Origin of the sequence: Actinoplanes teichomyceticus ATCC 31121, from assembly GCF_003711105.1 — a bacterium.
Classification (GTDB): Bacteria; Actinomycetota; Actinomycetes; order Mycobacteriales; family Micromonosporaceae; genus Actinoplanes; species Actinoplanes teichomyceticus.
The window spans coordinates 1467125-1484763 of the sequence record NZ_CP023865.1 but is presented as its reverse complement, the minus strand read 5'-3'; the positions used below and the strand labels follow the sequence as shown (position 1 = coordinate 1484763).

The following is a 17639-nucleotide window of genomic DNA, read 5'->3' as shown; positions in this document are numbered from 1 at the left end:
CCTCCGCCAGAATCGTGACCATGAGCGACAACGCCGCGACAGTACGGGAATATGACCTGTTCACCCCCGAGGCGATGACGGACCCGGACGGCTTTCTGCACCGGGTCCGCGCCGAGAGCCCGCTCGCCTGGCTGCCACAGCTCGACGCCTATCTGCTGACCCGGTACGCGGACGTCAACGCCGCGCTGCGCGACAAACGGATGGACACCGCCAACATGGCGCGCGTCCTGCAGCGCCTGACCCCCGAGGAGCAGCGCGAACTGGCCCCGGTCCGCCGGTCGATCGAGATGTGGATGGGACACACCGTCCCGGCCGACCACGCCCGCTTCCAGCAGCTGCTGAAGCGGTACTTCACGCCCGCGATGGTGGACCGGCTGCGCCCCCGGGTGCGCGCGTTCACCCACGAGCTGCTCGACACCGTGGCCCGCAAAGGCCAGATGGACGTGGTGCGCGACCTGGCGTACCCGCTGCCGGCCAACGTGATCGCCGAGCTGCTCGGGATGCCGGTCGGTGACCGCGAGCAGCTGCAGGCGTGGTCGCGCGACATCGTGCCGATCTTCGGCGACGGCGACCTGACGCAGCTGCGCCAGGCACAGCGCAGCATGCTGGAGATGCACGACTACCTGCGGCCCCTCGCCGCCGAGCGCCGCCGCAGCCCGCGCGCGGACGTGCTGAGCACGTTCATCGCCGCCGAGGCCGAGGGCGTGCTCACCGAGGACGAGGCGGTGGCCAACTGCGTGCTGCTGCTCTTCGCCGGCCACGAGACCACCGCGAACCTGATCGCCAACGGTCTCGTCCTGCTCTTCGAGAACCCGGACCAGCTGGCCCGGCTCCGGGCGAACCCGGACCTGATGCCGCAGGCCGTCGAGGAGATGCTGCGCTGCGACGGCCCGGCGGGCGTGATCGGCCGGGTCACCACCGCCCCGGTCGAGCTGGCCGGGCACCCGGTGCCCGCCGGGAAGCACGTCTACCTCGCCCTGATGGCCGCCAACCGCGACCCGGAGGTCTTCGACGACCCGGACGTCTTCGACATCACCCGGCAGCGCAACCGGCATCTCAGCTTCGGCATGGGCACCTACTACTGCCTGGGCGCCGCGCTGGCCCGGATGGAGACCGACGAGTGCCTGCGAATCCTGCTCGACCGCTGCCCCGATCTGCGGCCGGCCTACCGGACCCCGGACCGGCTGCCGACCGCGCCGATCGGCCATCGACTGGCGACCCTGCCGGTCACCTTCTGATCACCCGGCCACCGGCCGGGCCCGGCACGCCGCGCCCCCGTCTGGTGGCGCGGCGTGCCGGGCCGCGCGGCGGAACCGCAGCTCACCAGCCAACTCCGGCCACCGTCGCTCCACCATGGGCGGAACTCGCCGACATGCCGCGGCTGTTCGGGCGGCGTTCATCCGGACGTCAGACCGGCGGCGCTCGCGGTCAACGGGATTCCGTATGATCACCCGCTCGGACATCGACGGGGAGCCCCATGAAGAAGACGATTATGCGTACGCTCGGCGCCGCGGCCCTGACCGCCATGGCCCTGGCGGTGCCCTCCACCGCCCGGGCCGCGGACGAGGAGCCCCTCTTCGCCGCGCTGTCGGAGCGGAACGCGGCCGGGAAGGTGACCACCCATCCGATCCGTCCGGGCGAGACGGTCCCGGTGGTGCTCGGCGTCGCCAACGTCGGCAGCGCACCGGCACCGGGCGTGATCGTCAACATCCGGACGTACGACGACGTCAACCTGCCGCGCACCTTCTCGAACTGCCTCTACTACACCGACTCCAACGTCGAGGGCGCCTGGTGTGAGATCGATGCGGAGCTGGCCGCCGACCGGCGTACGTACGCCCTGACGTCCTTCCAGGTCGCCGCGGCCGACCCGGCCGCCAAACTCCCGGCGATCGTCTTCCAGTGGTTCCCGACGAGCTTCGCCGACAAGAGCGGCGGCATCGAGAAGCTCGCCGCCCAATATTCCGGTCAGGGCAGCACGCCGGTACGGGGCACCGGCGACACCCTCGGCCTCGCGCCGCAGGAGCTGACGATCCCGACGGAGACCAGCCGTGTCGGCTTCGCCTACGTGAAGCTGGTGACCCCGAGCGCGACGCCCACCCGGCCCACCAGCGGCCCCACCTCGGCGTCGCCGGCGCCCACGTCGCCCGCCCCCACGTCGCCCTCGGCCGGCGCCGGTGCCGGCGGGACCGGTGACGGCGGCACCGGGGCGGGTGACGGCGGCCTGCCGGTGACCGGCTCCAACACCGCGGTCATCGCCGGTCTCGGCGGCGTGCTGCTGGCCGCCGGTGCGCTCGGCCTGCTCGTCGCCCGGCGGCGCACCCGTTTCGTACCGTGACGAAGCCGTCGCACACGACAGGCCGCACCGGGGTGCGGCCTGTCGTGCACCCGCCGCTGCCGGTCAGCTGATCACCGGTACGGGTCTGAACAACACGACCGGAAGCGGCGACCTTCCCGCGCCGCGGGGCAGCCGGCCGCGGGGCGCCGGGCCGCGCCGCTGGTAGCCGGCCGCGGGGCGCCGGGCCGTGCCGGTGGGAGCCGGCCGCGGGGCGCCGGACCGCGCCGGTGGCGACTCAGACGGCGGGCCGTTCCGGGTTCGGCGACCAGCCGGCGCGGTCGGTCCAGACGGTGACGCCCACTGCCGGGGCCGGCGGTCGCACGGCGTCGTGGCTACGGGTGCCGAGGTCGGGCCGTTCCTTGCGCTCCTGCTCGTCGATCTTGATCAGCTCGGCGAGCTCACCGATCGCGCGTTTCTCGGATTCGACCAGAAAGTTGATGAAAGCGTCGGCCACATCGGCCAATTTGTCCTCGGCCCTGGAGCACGGCGTGAACAGACCGCGTACCCGGGTCGCGTAGTCCTGCATGGCCTCCAGCAGGCTGTCGATGCGCTCGTAGCCGGCGACCGCGTACGCGTTGCGCAGCCCTTCCAGCATGGTCGCGGCCTTCTTGCCCTCCTCGGCGAGCCACGACGCCTGCGCCTGGAGCTGCCCGATCCAGGTGCTGCGGCTCTGGGCGTGCTGGGTGAACGCGTCGGCGGAGACCCCGTTCCAGTAGCGGGCCAGGTTCTTGGTCTCCTCCTCCATGTCGGCGCGCACCGCCTGGTACGTGTTGGCGACCGAGTGCAGCAGGTCGGCGCGGTTGCGGATGACCTCGGGCGAGCTGGACCAGGCATTCATCATCAGATCGGACAGCGGCATCCGCTGGTCGGTGCCGATCTCGACGAGCATCGCTTCCAGCAGCAGCAGGTTGCCCCGGTACCGCTGGACGAACTGGTCGAGGGCGTCGCCGCCGCCGTTGTCGTAGTAGGTCGTCCGGCCGCCGGCGACGGTCAGGTCGTCGCCGGTGCCCGTGCCGAGGGAGAGGGGCTCCTCCACGACGCGGGTGCTCGGCAGGACCTCGTTGCCCACGACCGCCAGCCGGGTGTTCTCCGGCGGGATCACCACGGCGGGTCGCTCGTACGGCTCGTGCCGGTTGTGCGGGACGCCGGCGATGCCGGCGCCGCCGGGCCGGGCCCGGACCCGGGTGTGGTAGCCGTCCACCGCCGCCAGGTACGGGCCGAGGTCCTGGTTCACCACGTCGAAGCTGGTGGCGTTGACGATGTCGGTGCCCTGGATGTCCGCGCCGATCTGCAGCAGCACGTCGGCGAGCCGGTCCATCTCGTCGCGGGCGGCGAGCGCCTCGTCGATCCGACGGTCCAGGGCCGTCCGCCAGTCCCGGGCGAGTTTGGCCGAGACGTCCGGCAGGGTTCCCCAGGCGCCGACCGGAACGGCGCCGACGTGATCGAGGAAGCGACGGATCGCGCCGCAGGTGACGGCGTCCTCGTAGCGCTCGGTGCCGTAGGCGGCCAGCGCCCGGATCTCGACGCGCAGCGTTCCCGGCTGCGTCATGATCACTCCCTGGGTCGGGTGGACAGCGGCTCGGGCGGGGTGAAGGGGGTGACGAACAGCGGCGAACCGAAGTGCCTGGTCCGTACGCCGATGAACTGGCGCCGGTGGTCGGCCACCGCGGCGAGCAGCGCCGCGCGGATCTCCGCGGCGATCTGGTCGCCGGTCAACCGGCGCAGCGTGCCCGGGCGGATCCACACGTCGAGCTCGCCGTCCGGGTCGCGGGTGACGGTCACCGTCTCGCCGGGTGACCGGCCGGTGGCCCGGATGTTCTCGACGGCCTGGTGATACCGGTCCAGCCTCGCCATCGGCCTCTCCTACTCCGGCCGCGCCATGGTCAGCGCCCGGTCGGCGGCCAGACGGCTCAGGTCCCGGGCGTACGTCGTCGCGGCCCGCACGTCGTCACGCAGATTGACCGTCACGGAAGCGGTGACCCGCCGGTCACCCTTGGCCGCGTACACCGAGACGAGTGTCCGCATGCTGGTCGTCGCGGAGCAGATCCGAAACGCGTGGTAGCCCCGCGGTAGATCGACCTGTACGTCGGTCCCCCCGCACCGGTAGCTGTCCACGTCGTGACGTGCGGCATCCGGGTCAGGCGCACCGATGGTGAACAGGTCGATGCCACCGGTGTACCTCTGGTCGGCCGTGACGAAGGAGATCGTGCATGTCGAGGAGGAGTGGAACCTGTCCCGGTCGCCGTCCGGGTCGGTCACCGTCCACTCACCACCCAGCTCGGTCCGCAACCGTGGGGTGAGATCGGTACAGGTCGGGACCCACGGTGACGCGTCGCGCCCCAGGACGACCCACCCCACGAGAGCACCCACGGAAAGGGTGACCGCGGCAAGCCCGGCGATCAGCGCCGGACGCGGCCGGATCACCGCCGGCCCCCGTGACGACGGTCAGGCCGGTCGGCAGCGCCCGGCTCAACCTGCAACGTCGCCAACGCCACCCGGGCGGCGGCGCGCACCTGCCCGGCGAGGGATTCCTCCGTGTGCCGGTGCAGGTCCCGCAGGTCGACGTGGAGCTGCCCGGATCGGTCGGCGCGCAGACGCACCGACCGATCCGGCGAGTACACGTCCGCATCCGGCTGCCAACGGTCCTGTGCCACGACATGCTCCCGTCAAGTCCGCCGCTCCATCTACGGATGTCAACGCCGTCAGCCCCGCCCCGGTTCACGTCCCGCCGAGACGAAGCCGATCCGCCGCCGAGAAGCCCGCGGAGGCCGACCCGGGCGGACGTCAGAGCCGGCGGGCGCCGACCCGGGCGGACGTCAGGGCCGGCGGACGCCGACCCGGGGCCCCGGCGCCTCACGGACCCGGAACAGGTGCACCCCGGCGTCCCCGACCACCGAGAGGCAGCGCTCCCCGGCGATGTCCGCCCAGCAGACGTCGGAGACCGGACTCGAGATGCGCATGGAGGCCACGTTCCGGTAACCCTGCTTGTGCCACAGCCGCACCGAACCGTCGTCCCCACCGGTGAGGATGAGGTTCCGGTCGCGGCTCACGGCGCAGGCACGCACCGCACCCTCATGCGCTTCGAGCACCGCGAGCCGCGTTCCGCTCGTGGTGGACCAGACGCGGACCTTGCCGTCGTCTCCCCCGGTGATCAGCTCGGTTCCGCCGGCCGAGAAGGCGCAGCAGTAGACGGCGCAGTCATGGCCGTTCAGCAGAACCTCCTGGCGGCCGGACGCGAGGTTCCACAGGCGGACGGTCCGATCCCACCCGGTGGAGGCGAGCAGCCGGCCGTCCGGGCTGAACGAGCAATCGGCGGCCCATCCGTCGTGCCTGGCGAGGATGTGCTCCAGTCTGCGTGCCGGCCATGACCAGACCGAGATGGTGCCGTCCTGGGAGGCGGCCGCGACAAGGCGCTTGTCGGGCGAGATCCGGCACCGCTCGAACTGCGTGCCGCCCGGGTCCTCCAGCAGGTGCTCGGCGCCCGTGGCGACGTCCCAGACCCGAACCGCCCCGTCGGTGCTGCAGCTCACCGCCAGCGTTCCGTCGGCGGCGACGTCGACCCCGCGCACCGTCCCGCCGCATCGTCCGAGCACGGCATGCGTGTTCTCGCTGAGCTGCCAGACGTTGATCTCGCCGTCCCGCCCGCCGGTCACCAGCCGGGGCGTGGCCGGGTCGCCGCTCCTGGCGGATGCGGCACAGGCGGTCGTCCGGCGCCGCGCCGCGGGCTCGACCACGTCCTCCACCGTCTGGTCGGCTCGCCAGAGGCGCGCGGACCGGTCCCAGCCGGACGAGAGCAGCCACTGCCCGTCCGCGCTGAACCGGCAAGCCGTCACGTACCAGCTGTGCCCGCGCAGGATGGTCCGGGTGGACCAGTACGAGGTCTCGTGCACCCGGACGGTCTGGTCGTCCCCGGCGCTGGCGAGCAGTTTGCCGGTGCCGCAGATGGCGACCGCGCCGACCCGGGCCCGGTGTCCGGTGAGGTCGTGGCGGTACCGCATCGTGGCCGCGTCCCAGATCCGGATCACGGTGTCGTCGCCGCCGGTGGCGAACCAGGTGCCGTCGGGCGCGATGTCGCACGCGGTGGCCCTGCCGATGTGCGCGCTGACCGCGTCATGCTGCTCGCCGGTGCCGGTGCACCACTTCCGTACCCGCCCGTCGGAGCTGGCGGTCAGCGCCCACGAGCCGTCCGGGGACAGCGCGCCCGCCAGCACGCGGCAGCCGTGCCGGCCGAAGACCACCCGCTGTTCCCAGGTGGTGGTGTCCCAGGTGCGCGCGGATCCGTCGTCGCCGAAGGTGAGCAGCGTCGAGCCGTCAGCGGTGAGCGCACAACCGTTGACCGCCCCGTCGTGCCCGGTCAGCAGCGTGCGCGGCTTGCGGCTGAGCAGGTCCCACACCCGCACGGTGCCGTCCGCGCTGCTGGTGACGAGCGTGAGACCGTCGGGCGACAGGGCACATCCGGTGACGGTGTCGGTGTGGCCGGCGAGATCGAAGAGCCGCTGCCCGGTCTCCCGGCTCCAGACGGTGACCGAACCGCCCCCGCCGACCGTGATGACCTGGGCGGCATCCGGGGAGAACAGGCAGCCGTGCATCGGGTTCGCGTTCTCGGTGAAGACCCGCACCAGCGCGGCGCTCTGGTCCGGCAGGGGCCAGAAATTCTCGATACGTTCCGCCGGCGGGTCGAGATTTCTCCGGTACCGGTCGACGACGGCGCTGATCGCCGCGGTCTTCTCCAGCCGGCTCATGATCACGCCGGGATACGAGTCCTTGGGGGTGATCCGCCTCAGCACATGGGACTCGCGGGCGAGGGCGGCCTTCAGGTTCACGATCGTCGGCGAGTCCGCGCGGGAGAGATCCGCCTCCACCGCCGCCATGTCGTATCGCCAGCTCTTCTCGGCGACCCAGCGCAGATCGGTGAGCAGGTTCTCCAGCTGGCCGGTGCGCCCGCTCTCGGCGATGTGATAGGGCACGTTGCGCCACAGGTAGTCCTGATCAGCGGGGAGCGCCCACCACGAGGGCGGGTCCGCGGCCGCGCCCAGCGCGCTGAGGTTGGCGGCGAGGAACGTGTCGTTCAGCCGGGCGAGGAGATCCGCGCCGCAGAGGTGGCGCAGATATTGCCGCAGGACGTCGTGCAGCCGCAGGGACCGGGGATTCCGCCGGTACGCCGCCAGCAGCGAGAGGTCGGCGAGATCGTCCATCACCCGGATCACGTCGCCGTCGGCGTACCCGCCGGTCGCCCGCCACAGCCGGGCCACCATCTCGAACGGGATGTCCACGTCCTCGGCGAAGATCGCGAGCTCCTGATAGCGCTCACGGTCGCGGTCACCGAGCAACGCCATGCTGGCCTGCACCGTCGTGTCGACCGCCCGGTCCCGCCGGTCGACGACGCGGACGTCGAGCGACGCCGGCCCGTACTGCGACAGGCGATCGATCATGTCCTGGGCGGCGTCACGCATGTCCCCGCCGTCCCGGACGGTACGCCGCAACGCGCCGTTGACCAGCGCCAACAGCAGCGGCCAACGTCCGGTGAGCTCGAGCAACCTGCGCCGCTGGCCGTGGCTGACGCCGTGCAGGCCGGCATCGAGCAGCGCCGCCGACTCCTGCTGCTCCATCTGGTCGACGCGGATGAACCGGGCGTCGTCCCCGATGACCGCGGGCACTCGGGTGGTGACCAGGCGGGTGCAGCGCTCGCCGCCGATCAGGAGGGGGCGGAGCTGGTCCTCGGTCCACACGTCGTCGACGACGAGAAGGGTCGGTTCCCGCTCGTCCAGGAGACTGCCGAGGTAGTAGCCGACCTGCATCGGATCGGTGAAGGACGGGCGCTCGCCGGTGAGGTGGACACACAGATCGTTGATCATGCTGGCCAGCTCGGGCCCGGACTTCTCCTGGCCGACGGTGAGCCAGAGAAGACCACCGGGGAACAGCCGGCGCAGCTCGGGCCGGGAGCAGACGTACGAGGCAAGGGTGGTCTTGCCGAATCCGCCGGCGCCGTGCAACGCGGTGGTCACACCGATCGTCGCGCCGGACCCGTCGCTGAGGAAGTCCAGCATCCTCCTGGTCAGATCCGGCCGGTCGATCGGCCGGCGGCCACCCAGCTCCGGCAGCATCCACGGAACGGCGACGCGGGCGCCCCGGCCGGCGCCGTAATTGTTGACCACCACCGAGCCGCCGGGCGCGTTGTACTGGTGCCCGCGCGTCTGCGCGACGAACGACGTGTCCGCCGAGTCTCGCGGCGCGGCGCCGGCCGGGTCCGTCACCACGGCGGTCGCCGGCTGGAGTCGCCGATCATCGCCACCGGGTCCGGACGCGCCGCGATCGTCGCGCTGTCCTCACGGGACCGACGTGGCCTGCCACATGCCGACATGCCCTGCACTCCATCAGACGGCGCGACCCTCGATCAATCGGCCGTCCCGCCATCCGTGTTGTTCACGACGATCGATCCGCCGGGCGCGTTGTACTGCGTGGCGTTGTCCCGGGCGACGAACGTGTTGACCCAGCCCTGCCGGGGCTCCGGGAGGTCGCGCTTCGTCTGCTCGACCCACGAGCGCAGCTCATCGACGACCTCCGGGTACTCCCGGACCAGGTCCACCAGCCGCTGCTGCCAGGCTCGCGCCGACTGGTCGCGCACCACGGCGAGCTGGTCGGCCGGCGCCTGCGCCAGCGCGGCCGCGGTCTCGTCCGCCCACTGTCCCACCAGCTCCGCGCGGCGGGCGCCGGCGCGCCCGAACAGGCCGGCGATCCCGGCGCGGGCCGCCTCCCAGGCACTGGTCGCGGCGGCGCCCACCAGCGCGGAGCCGCCGGTGGCGGCCAGGGTCATCAACCATTCGGCAACCATGTACACCACCCACTCCGTCGGCGCTACCGGCGCCCAGCGTATCCGCGCCTGTCCATATCCGGCCACCGGGCCGGCGGCCCGGCCGTGCGCAGGAGAGGCGCGTCCCGCACGGTCACCTCGGCGCCGGAGCCGGGCGGCCCGGCGCCACCGCGGTCCACAGCGGACGGCGGCTCGGGGCGCACGTGATCCGGACCCCGCTCGCGCTGTCCCGGACCGGCAGGGTCACCGATAACCGAAGACCGGAGGCAGCAACAGCACGACGGCCCACATCCAGCCGGCGTACACCGGCAGGTAGGCGGTCTGCCAGCGTTCGATCACGGCGAAGGCGCGCCGCCGGCGTACGAAGCCCAGCAGGAGCCAGGCGGTCCAGGTGAGATTGGCCAGCAGCACGATGTTCTCCCCGAGCGCCGCCACGTTGTTCGGGGTGGTGCCGTACTCCGCGATGCGGCCGGTCATGGTGAACAGCACCAGCGCGTCGATGAGCAGCGCGCTCGCCACGAGGGCGAGTTGCAGGATGTCGAACGTGCCGCGCGGGGCCAGCGGGTCGCGGGCCGACATCGAGTACAGCAGCAGCCCCAGCACCACCGCCAGCAGGAGGTCGAACAGCACCAGCGTCTCCCGGTTGACCTCGATACCGCTGCCGTTCCAGCCCACGGTGACCAGGAAGGCCAGCAGCACCACGGCGAACAGCGGGGTGAACAGCCGGGTCAGCACCGGCGCGATGTTCTCGATGACCCCCTGTTTCGCCTCGACGAGCCACCCGGCGACGACGGTTGCGGCCACCAGGCCGCAGGGCAGCAGCCAGTTCCAGACGAACTCGTCCGACCCGATGCCGATGGCGTCGAACGTCCCGGACAGGAAGGCGATCAGCACCCCGCCGCCGAGGGCGATCAGCACCAGGTAGACGAACCACTCGCCGCTGAACCGGATGAAGTCCATGCGCCGCCGTGACGAGCGCAGATCGTCGGACGCATAGGCGAGACCGACCACGAACCACAGGGCGATGGGCAGGTGGGTCGCGGTGAGACCGACCGACTGCGATTCGTCGGCGACGGGGTAGACGTTCGCCCCCACGGCCCCGAGCGTGAACAGCGCCAGCAGCACCCCGCACAGCCGGGCGCCGGCCTGTCGGCGCCACAGCAGGAAGGCCGCCAGCCAGGGGAACGCGAACAGCGCGAGATTGGTGGAATAGAACGTCCCGTCGCCGTTGAACCGCTTGCCGAACAGCTCCGGCGCCTTGATCGAGAGGGCGGCGCCGGCCGCGCAGACCAGCATCGCGATCAGGTCAGGCTGCGACCGGCTCTTCCCGGTGTCGTCGGTGAACATCAGCTGCTTCCACAGCCGTTCGGAATGTTCCCGGGCGAACTCGCGGGACAGTTCGTCGAGGCCGCCCATGCGTTTGACCGCGATGAGGAACGCCTCGTCGGAACGCAGGCCGATGGCGACGAGCTCGTCGACCGAGTCGCGGAGGTGGTCCTCGAGCTCGTCGGCGTCGGACGCTCGCAGCTCCGGGCGGCGGCGTACGTACCGGCGCCACTGGGTGAACTGCGCCTCCAGCTCGTCCGGACCGTTGGTCACTGTCACGCGTTGCCCTCCTGGGGGAAAGTCAGCGGCCGTAAGTCGCCGGCGCTGGGCCAGATCTGCTTGAGCGCGTCCACCACCGTCTGCCACTGGCGGTGCTGCTCGGACAGCTGGGCCAGGCCCTGCTCGGTGATGCGGTAGTACTTGCGCCGGCGCCCGCCGGTCGCCGCCCAGCTCGACTCGACATGGCCGAGCCGCTCGAGCCGGTGCAGCAGGGGGTACAGGAAGCCCTCGGTCCAGTCCAGCTCCCCGGCGGACAGCTCGCTGATGCGGCGCAGGATGGCGTAGCCGTAACTGTCACCCTCGGCCAGGATGCCCAGCACGATCGGCATGGCCGAGGCGGCGACGAGGTCCTTGGTGACCCGCACCGGCACCTCCTTCGGATACCTAGAAGTGGAATGCATCGTAGATCTAGGTATCGGTCGGCACAACGGCGCCGCCCCGCCGTCACGGGTCAGGACCAGCCGGCGCGGGAGAGTGGCCGTCCGGTGAGCCGGATCTCAGCGGCCGCAAGTCCATCTCGGACGGCGAGCGCCGGACCGGCGGGCCGAGATCGTCAAGGAGCACGGCGACGAGGCGCTCGAACACACCGAGGAAGTGGAAGGGTGAGCCGGGCTCGAAGCACCACCGAGTTGCGACGGTAACGGCACCCGAGCTACGTACTGACCAGTGGCGCGCACGTGCCCGACATCAGCCGCGCTCTCGACCTGCTCGACGGCCGCCCGCCGGCCGGCCCGGTCGGCGATCGGCGGACGTTCCGCCACCCTGCTGGCCGACAAAGGCCACAGCAGCGAAACCTTCCGTCGGACACGCCGCCAGCGCGGCACCGGACCGATCATCCCGAAGCCGAAATCTCCCCGCATCAAGGACCCGGGCAAACTGCGCTACGTCGTCGATCAACCCGGTGGCGGGCCGAATGATGCACCATGCGAACCACCCCACTGTCATCCACAGTTCACCGGATAGACCGACGGCGCTGCAACCGGTGACGCCCGCCCGGAACCGGCCGGCGGGCTCGCCCCGGCGAACTCGCCGAGGACCGGCCGGACCCGAGATCCCGGCGGAGCCGAGGGCGGTTCGTTCATGAGGAATTGATCGGCGACGGCACGGCTCACCAACAGTCGCCTCCTTGGTGCGATTAGGGAGCATTTGGCCTTTTCGTCAGCTTTCTTATCTTATGAGAATTCTCATAGCATTACGGCAAGAATGACCGGCGACTTAACGTCGCGCATTCGGGTGAATTCGCCAGAGCACAAGGGGGCAATTCGACATCAAGCGCCACAGTTTCTAGATTCAAGAGTGACGCTGCCGGATAAGGTTTCCGCCGAATCCCGGTCGATGGCGACTGAGTAGTCAACGCGGGGGCATCTGTGCAAGGTAGCGGGCCGGATCTCTTCTCCGGCGATGACGGCGATTATTCGGGCCTGGTTGAGCGCCTGTCGGCTTTCGTGGCGCCGATCGCGTCCGACAGCGGGGCAGTCAGTAAGGACCCCGCCACCCTGAGGGTCGCCGAAGCGGTTTATGCGGCGTTCGGTGATTCAGGATCGTCAGATGGTATGACGCGAGCGCAACTGGCGGCATCGTGCGCCGAGGTCGTTCCCCTCCAAGTGTTCGATTCCCGGTTCCACCTATTCGTCGAGATGGGACTGTTGCAGCGGTCACGCGACAAGCCGCACGAGCACAGGTACCTCTTCAATCCGACGAGCAGCGCCGCCCTTCTGGTCTTCGATCGCCTGAGCGAGGTTGGAGGCGTCCAGGAGATCGCGATGCTCCTGGGCCGGATCCGCGACGCACTGGAGGAGGGCGACGCCGACGAGGCCGCGGTTGAACGTATGTTGATCAAAGCGCGACGCGAACTCTCCATCAACGCCGATCATCTTCGCCATCTCGTGCGTAGCCGCGAGTTCGAGCAGCTGATCGCAGAACGGCGCCATCACCGCGCCGGTGACCAATTGCTGGAGGACGCGCGCGGTATCGTCCAGCTGGCCTCCGAGCGTTTTCCCCGGATGTCGCACGCCGGGAGGCTACTGATCGCCGACGCGCTGGGCTATTCCGCCGCCGTCAACGAGTTCCTTGATCGGCTGTTTGAGCGAGCCAAGGCAACCCGTGACTTCTCGATGCTGCTGCCGGAGCAATACCGAACCGCGGCCCTGCGGTCTTTTCTCGGAGACCTTGCGGAGGTGTTCGCGAGCACCGCCTTCGATCCTCCGACTCTTCTGATCCAGCCTCACGAAATCATCGCGACCGTCCGGGAATACCGTCCGGCACCAGCCCGCCGGCGACCGCCCAGACCCGCGGAGACGCCGACCGGGGTCGATCCGGTGGAACTGGCTCGGCAGCGTGCCGCAGCTCTTCGTGAACGCCGGTGGTACGCGATTCAGCTTCTGCTACAGGGCGCTCGCGAAGCCGAACTGTCCGGAATGACCCACGCCACGTGGGCCGGCGCCGTGCAGGTCGTAGTGAACGCCTTGGTCGCTCACGCGGATCCCGAGATTCCGTTGGAGGTCACGCTCTCGAACGCCGTGCTCGTCGACCCACCTGGCCCAGTCAGCTACGCCACCCCCATGACGCTTCGACGAACCGACGGAACGACGCCACCGCATTCGGAGAGCTCGCCTCTGAAGAGAGGTGACAGGGGGTGAGCGCCGCCTACGAATTGGCAAAGCTCCGAGCCTTGAGAATCCTGCCTCAGCCACTAGACCGAACAGAGCGGGATGCATTGCGCGACGCGGCCTTGCTCGCGGGACGCGGCTTGGTGGACGTGTCTCTACCGGACGGGTCTGCGGCAGTCGTTCTCAGCTGGCCCGACGGTCATGAGCCGGTGGTTCTCTCGGAGGCCTCTCGGTCAGCCACCTCGACGGTCCAACTGGTACTCGCGGCCTGCCTGCGCTCCTGCTGGCCGGATCCCGATGCGCCGCCATATCCCGGTGTCGCTGCTACCGAAGAGCAGGTGCTCACGGCCCTCGAGGGACTGGAGACGCCGTCGGCCGAGCCGGAAGAGAGCAGCAGGAACGGCAGATACCGTGCCCGCAAGTCGGCGCTGCGCGTGCTGCGCGCCTGCGCATTCTTACAACCCGATGCCGGCGACGGAGTCGTTCGTCTGGGCCCAGCGGTCGCCCTGTGGACGCCGGCAGAGGTTGCGGAGCTGCGGCGTGAACATCACGTCCTGCCGGGTCGACCCGAGGAGCGAACATGACTGGATCCCCGCTCGACGATTTGCCGGCTCAGCGGCGGGCCGAGGTGGTAGCCGCCGTCACGGCGGTCGAGACCGCGGAGCGGCCCGTTCCCCACCACGCCTTCCGAGCCTTGGCCGAGGCCCCGCTCCGGCTGGTCGTGGAGCAGATGCTGGCACAGGCCGGCCGAGTGCTGCTCAGAACCGAGGCAGGCTATCTGTCCGGGTACGACGACGCGGTGGTTTCCCGCTTCGCCGAGGAAGGTATCGGAATTTTGCCGGCGGACGACCGTGCCGTTCTTACGTTGGTCGTGTTGTTCGCGGTAGCGATTCCGCGTGCGGAGCGTCCGGCCGCGGCCGGCTTCGAGTGGACGCAGGCTGAGCCGATCGCCCGTGCGCTGCTCAGCGGTTCAAGGCTGAAGGAGCGGGTCATCGATGCCGCGCTGCAGCGGCTCAGCGACGCACGGATCGTCGCTCGTAGTTCGCGCGGAATCGCGCCGGGTCCCCAGTTCAATCGGCTGACGAAGGCCGCCTCTGAACGGATCTTCGAAGAACTCATCCTGCTGGCCGAGCCGATGGGCGGACTTGCCCAGCAGATCCGTCGACGTCGCCATGCCCGATCCGTTCCAACGCCACAGGAGTATCCGTGACCGAGCCGCAGTCATCCACGCCGACAGGCCGGGGCATCGTAGGCCGACGGCAGTTGCTGGCCCTGCAGACATTTGACATCGCTCGGCTCACCACCCATGCGGTGCCGATCGTGCCGAACACCTTTATAGCGGTCTCCGGCGTCGGGCCACGGAACGACTCGAATGGTTCCGGCAAGACCAGCTTCCTGTCCGCCGCGTCGATCCTGCTCGCTGATCCGCAGTGGCGTCTCGACGTCAACGGCGGCCGTTTCGCCAGCGGCATCCTTTTCAAGCCGGACGCAGCGGGCGTCGGCCGGGCACAACAGATCCCTGCCGCCCCGTACGGATACATCGTCGGCGTCTTCGCGGAATCTGAGGACGTCGCCGGTACCTGCCTCACCGTCTGGGTGCGTGTGGCCAGTTCTACTCCATATGTTCAGGCTCGATGGACCGGCGGCCTCCATATTGCGGACGCCGAGACCGACCCGGAGCGGGATCTCCAGGCCGATTCGCTCTGGAATGCACTCAGCCCGGCCAGCGCGATCTCGGCCAAGCGTATGGGCGAGGAGCTCTACGGCGCCGCCCCGCGATGCCTGACGTATCTGGATACGCCGCTGCGGCCGAGCGTCCCGTCACTGCTGAGCCAGCAGATGACCGAGATGGAGCCGCACGACATCGGCGACTCGCTGATCAGTCTTTCCGGGCTCAAGAAGCTCATGGACGAAGAGGAGCAGCAGCGGGGAAGGACGCTCAGCAATCGTCGTGACCTCCAAGAAGCGGAGGAGAAGCACGCCCGTGCCACGATCGACGAGGAAGCCGACCTCGCCGGCGTCAATGCGCGAGAGAGGGCCGGGGAGGAACTCCGACGGGCCCGCCGTTACTGGTGGCTCTACCTAGAGCGTCGATGCCAGGAGGTCCGTGACGAGGATAACCATAGCGAAACTCTGATCCGGGAGCGCGCGGACCTTCTCCGTGAGGCCAAGGAAAAACTTTCAAAGGCGGAGGGGGTTTTCCGACGGCTGCGCGAGAAGACTGACGTCGCGGACGCGGAACGCAAGGCCCACGAGAAGTGGCAGAACGCGAGAACGGTGGCCGAAGCTCTGAGGACGCGACGCGCCGGATGCGCCGGCCGTGTCGCGACCCTGGCGGAGGAGCGGAGGATTCTCTCGCCGAAGCTCGACGGGTGGAGCGGCGCCCTCGTCGACGACGCACATCTTGCGGTCATAGACGCCGAGTTGCAACAGGCCGCCGCTCGGGCGACCCGGGCGGCAGCCGAAGCTGCCGTTACGGTAGGCCTCGACGAGCTTGCCCGAGCCGAGAGCGGCCGTTGGGGACACGCCGGCCGGGCGATGGACATCTTGTGGAATCTCGACTCCCCCATTCCCGCGTCTGGCTTGTTTGACGGCCTCGATATCGACGAGGACGCTCGGGCGCAGTGGGAGCCGAGACTGTGGCCATGGCGCCACGCGGTTGTAGTCGAGCCAGCCCTCGAGACACGTGCACGTAAGGCGCTCGCCGGTGTTCCGGGCGCCACGATCGTAGTTGCTGACGCATCGGACTTCCACGGATACATGCCTCCCGGCGTTCGCAGCCGCGCACCGCTAGGTCAATTTCTTTCGGCACTCGGCGAGCGCTTTCACTACTCGGACAAGCCCGCCCATGTGCGCGATGACGAACTCGGCCTGGGCGTACTCGGTGGATTCGTCGAGCCGGTGACCGGACGCGACACCCTCGTGCGTACCGCCCGAAACGACGTCAGCGGCGCCCGGCAACGCCTTTCCGAGGCGGAGGCGGCGGTTTCCGTTGCTGACGCTCGGCTAGCCCTCGCCAAGCGTGATCACGAGGCAGCTACCGCCGCCGCCCGGCTAGTTGAGGTGGGTCAGGAGGAGACCGGGCTCAACACTCTGATCGCAGAGATCGACGCTGAGACAGCGGAAGCGTCCATGATCGAGATGCGGTGCGAAAGCGAGTGGAGGACGGCCAACGGACTAGCCCAAAGCCATGCCAAGGACCTCGAGATCGCACAATTACACCTCAGAGAGGCTACGGACACAGAGAAAGACCATCAAGACCGTTTGGCTGAGAAGAAACGGGCAAGGGAAAGGCTCCAGGTCGTCACCTGGCACCAACTTCTCGAGTCGGCGAGGCAACGTAGTGAAGGTGCCGAGGACGCCGTGGAGATGGCGCTGAAGCCGGCGTCCCTGTACCGGCTCTCACGCGAGGCACTCGACAAGGCGCTGCGGCTCTATGGTGAAGACGATGAGGGAATCCCGGTCACCGGAGAGCTGCGCCGCGCGACCGACCTTCGTGCGGCATTTGCCGATCAGGATCCCAGCGCGCTACCGATGGTCTTGCTGGAGCATGTCGCCGGTCCATTGAGCGACACGATAGATAGCCATGCGGACAATGACCAGGTCATCAAGGCACGCGTGGTTGAGGTCCGAGCCGTTCGTGCTGAAGCGCTCGACGCCCTGCGCCGCGAGGTTGCCGACGCCGCCGACCGTCTCGAGATACTTCAGGACATGATCGAGAGCCAGATCGAGGGCAACCTCGGGCGGATCAGCGAAGCGTTTGACACGCTCGACCGCCAGCGAGGTGGATTCGGCGCGGAGGTTCACTTCACGAGCATCCGCCCGAACGGCGCCGGAACCTGGAGATGGGAGGTCGTTCCCCGATGGCGCCGATCGCCCAGCGGCGATCTTGTCTCATACCGTGAAGTGGCCAACGGGGCCCAGGTCAAGGTTCTGGCCGTCCAACTGGTCCTGGCGGCTGTGCTGTCCGACGCTGATTCCCACGGTCGCGTGCTAGTGCTCGATGAGCTTGGAAACAGCCTCGGCGAGGTCAACCGGAAGGACGTGCTCGGCGCCCTTCGCGCCGTGGCGGAACGGCAGGGGATCACCATCCTGGGAACCTGCCAGGACAGCGTTCTGGTCGATGCGGCCGAAGTCTGCGGAGAGCTCTTGTGGTTTACCCACGCCAGCGCTACCGACCACTACAATATGCCGACCCGCGTATGGGGATTCGATCCGTCATCGACGCGAGTGGAACTCACCGCCGACTGGATCAGAGCAGGTCGCGGTCTTGTCTGAC

The 17639-nt window shown here is 69.5% G+C and carries 13 protein-coding genes; 6 read left to right on the top strand and 7 right to left on the bottom strand.

The genetic code is table 11. The annotated features are described in order from the left end of the window. Positions 1 to 20 precede the first annotated feature (20 nt). Both ACTEI_RS06810 and ACTEI_RS06805 read left to right on the top strand, forming a co-directional pair. Entirely contained in the window at positions 21 to 1238 is a 1218-nt protein-coding gene (locus ACTEI_RS06810; protein ID WP_122976860.1) for a cytochrome P450, read from the top strand. 239 nt (positions 1239 to 1477) lie between these two features. Next, positions 1478 to 2335, top strand: a complete 858-nt coding sequence (locus ACTEI_RS06805) for an LPXTG cell wall anchor domain-containing protein (protein ID WP_164465869.1) — start codon at positions 1478 to 1480, stop codon at positions 2333 to 2335. A gap of 235 nt (positions 2336 to 2570) precedes the next feature. On the opposite strand, the gene ACTEI_RS06800 is transcribed toward ACTEI_RS06805, so the two are convergent. From ACTEI_RS06800 to ACTEI_RS06765, 7 genes are all read right to left on the bottom strand, one after another. Next, the gene (locus tag ACTEI_RS06800) at positions 2571 to 3884 is read right to left on the bottom strand and encodes a hypothetical protein (protein ID WP_122976859.1); all 1314 of its coding nucleotides are present in this window, start codon (positions 3882 to 3884) and stop codon (positions 2571 to 2573) included. 2 nt (positions 3885 to 3886) lie between these two features. Further along, complete coding sequence (locus ACTEI_RS06795) at positions 3887 to 4189, bottom strand: YbaB/EbfC family nucleoid-associated protein (RefSeq protein ID WP_122976858.1); 303 nt, start codon at positions 4187 to 4189, stop codon at positions 3887 to 3889. A gap of 9 nt (positions 4190 to 4198) precedes the next feature. After that, positions 4199 to 4693 carry a hypothetical protein gene (locus ACTEI_RS06790; RefSeq protein WP_164465868.1) on the bottom strand — a complete coding sequence of 165 codons (495 nt, stop codon included), beginning with the start codon at positions 4691 to 4693 and terminating at the stop codon, positions 4199 to 4201. Between the two features lie 458 nt (positions 4694 to 5151). Further along, positions 5152 to 8592 (bottom strand): NB-ARC domain-containing protein, encoded by a 3441-nt coding sequence (locus ACTEI_RS06780; protein ID WP_122976855.1) that lies wholly within the window; start codon positions 8590 to 8592, stop codon positions 5152 to 5154. 137 nt (positions 8593 to 8729) lie between these two features. Further along, positions 8730 to 9167, bottom strand: a complete 438-nt coding sequence (locus ACTEI_RS06775) for a hypothetical protein (RefSeq protein ID WP_145830813.1) — start codon at positions 9165 to 9167, stop codon at positions 8730 to 8732. A gap of 222 nt (positions 9168 to 9389) precedes the next feature. Continuing rightward, positions 9390 to 10751: a permease prefix domain 1-containing protein gene (locus tag ACTEI_RS06770; protein WP_122976853.1), complete on the bottom strand. Its 1362-nt coding sequence runs from the start codon at positions 10749 to 10751 to the stop codon at positions 9390 to 9392. Next, positions 10748 to 11116 (bottom strand): PadR family transcriptional regulator, encoded by a 369-nt coding sequence (locus tag ACTEI_RS06765; protein WP_122981960.1) that lies wholly within the window; start codon positions 11114 to 11116, stop codon positions 10748 to 10750. Before ACTEI_RS06765 ends, ACTEI_RS06770 begins: the two co-directional genes overlap by 4 nt. Positions 11117 to 12118: 1002 nt before the next feature. On the opposite strand from ACTEI_RS06765, the gene ACTEI_RS06760 reads away from it, so the two are divergent. The 4 genes from ACTEI_RS06760 to ACTEI_RS36800 are packed head-to-tail and all read left to right on the top strand — an operon-like array spanning position 12119 to position 17638. After that, positions 12119 to 13390 carry a DNA repair protein RecN gene (locus ACTEI_RS06760; protein WP_122976852.1) on the top strand — a complete coding sequence of 424 codons (1272 nt, stop codon included), beginning with the start codon at positions 12119 to 12121 and terminating at the stop codon, positions 13388 to 13390. Beyond that, positions 13387 to 13944 carry a hypothetical protein gene (locus ACTEI_RS36805; protein WP_145830812.1) on the top strand — a complete coding sequence of 186 codons (558 nt, stop codon included), beginning with the start codon at positions 13387 to 13389 and terminating at the stop codon, positions 13942 to 13944. Before ACTEI_RS06760 ends, ACTEI_RS36805 begins: the two co-directional genes overlap by 4 nt. Beyond that, positions 13941 to 14570, top strand: a complete 630-nt coding sequence (locus tag ACTEI_RS06755; protein ID WP_122976851.1) for a hypothetical protein — start codon at positions 13941 to 13943, stop codon at positions 14568 to 14570. The genes ACTEI_RS36805 and ACTEI_RS06755 overlap by 4 nt, the downstream gene beginning before the upstream one ends. Next, complete coding sequence (locus ACTEI_RS36800) at positions 14567 to 17638, top strand: coiled-coil domain-containing protein (RefSeq protein WP_164465866.1); 3072 nt, start codon at positions 14567 to 14569, stop codon at positions 17636 to 17638. Before ACTEI_RS06755 ends, ACTEI_RS36800 begins: the two co-directional genes overlap by 4 nt. Position 17639: the final 1 nt, after the last annotated feature.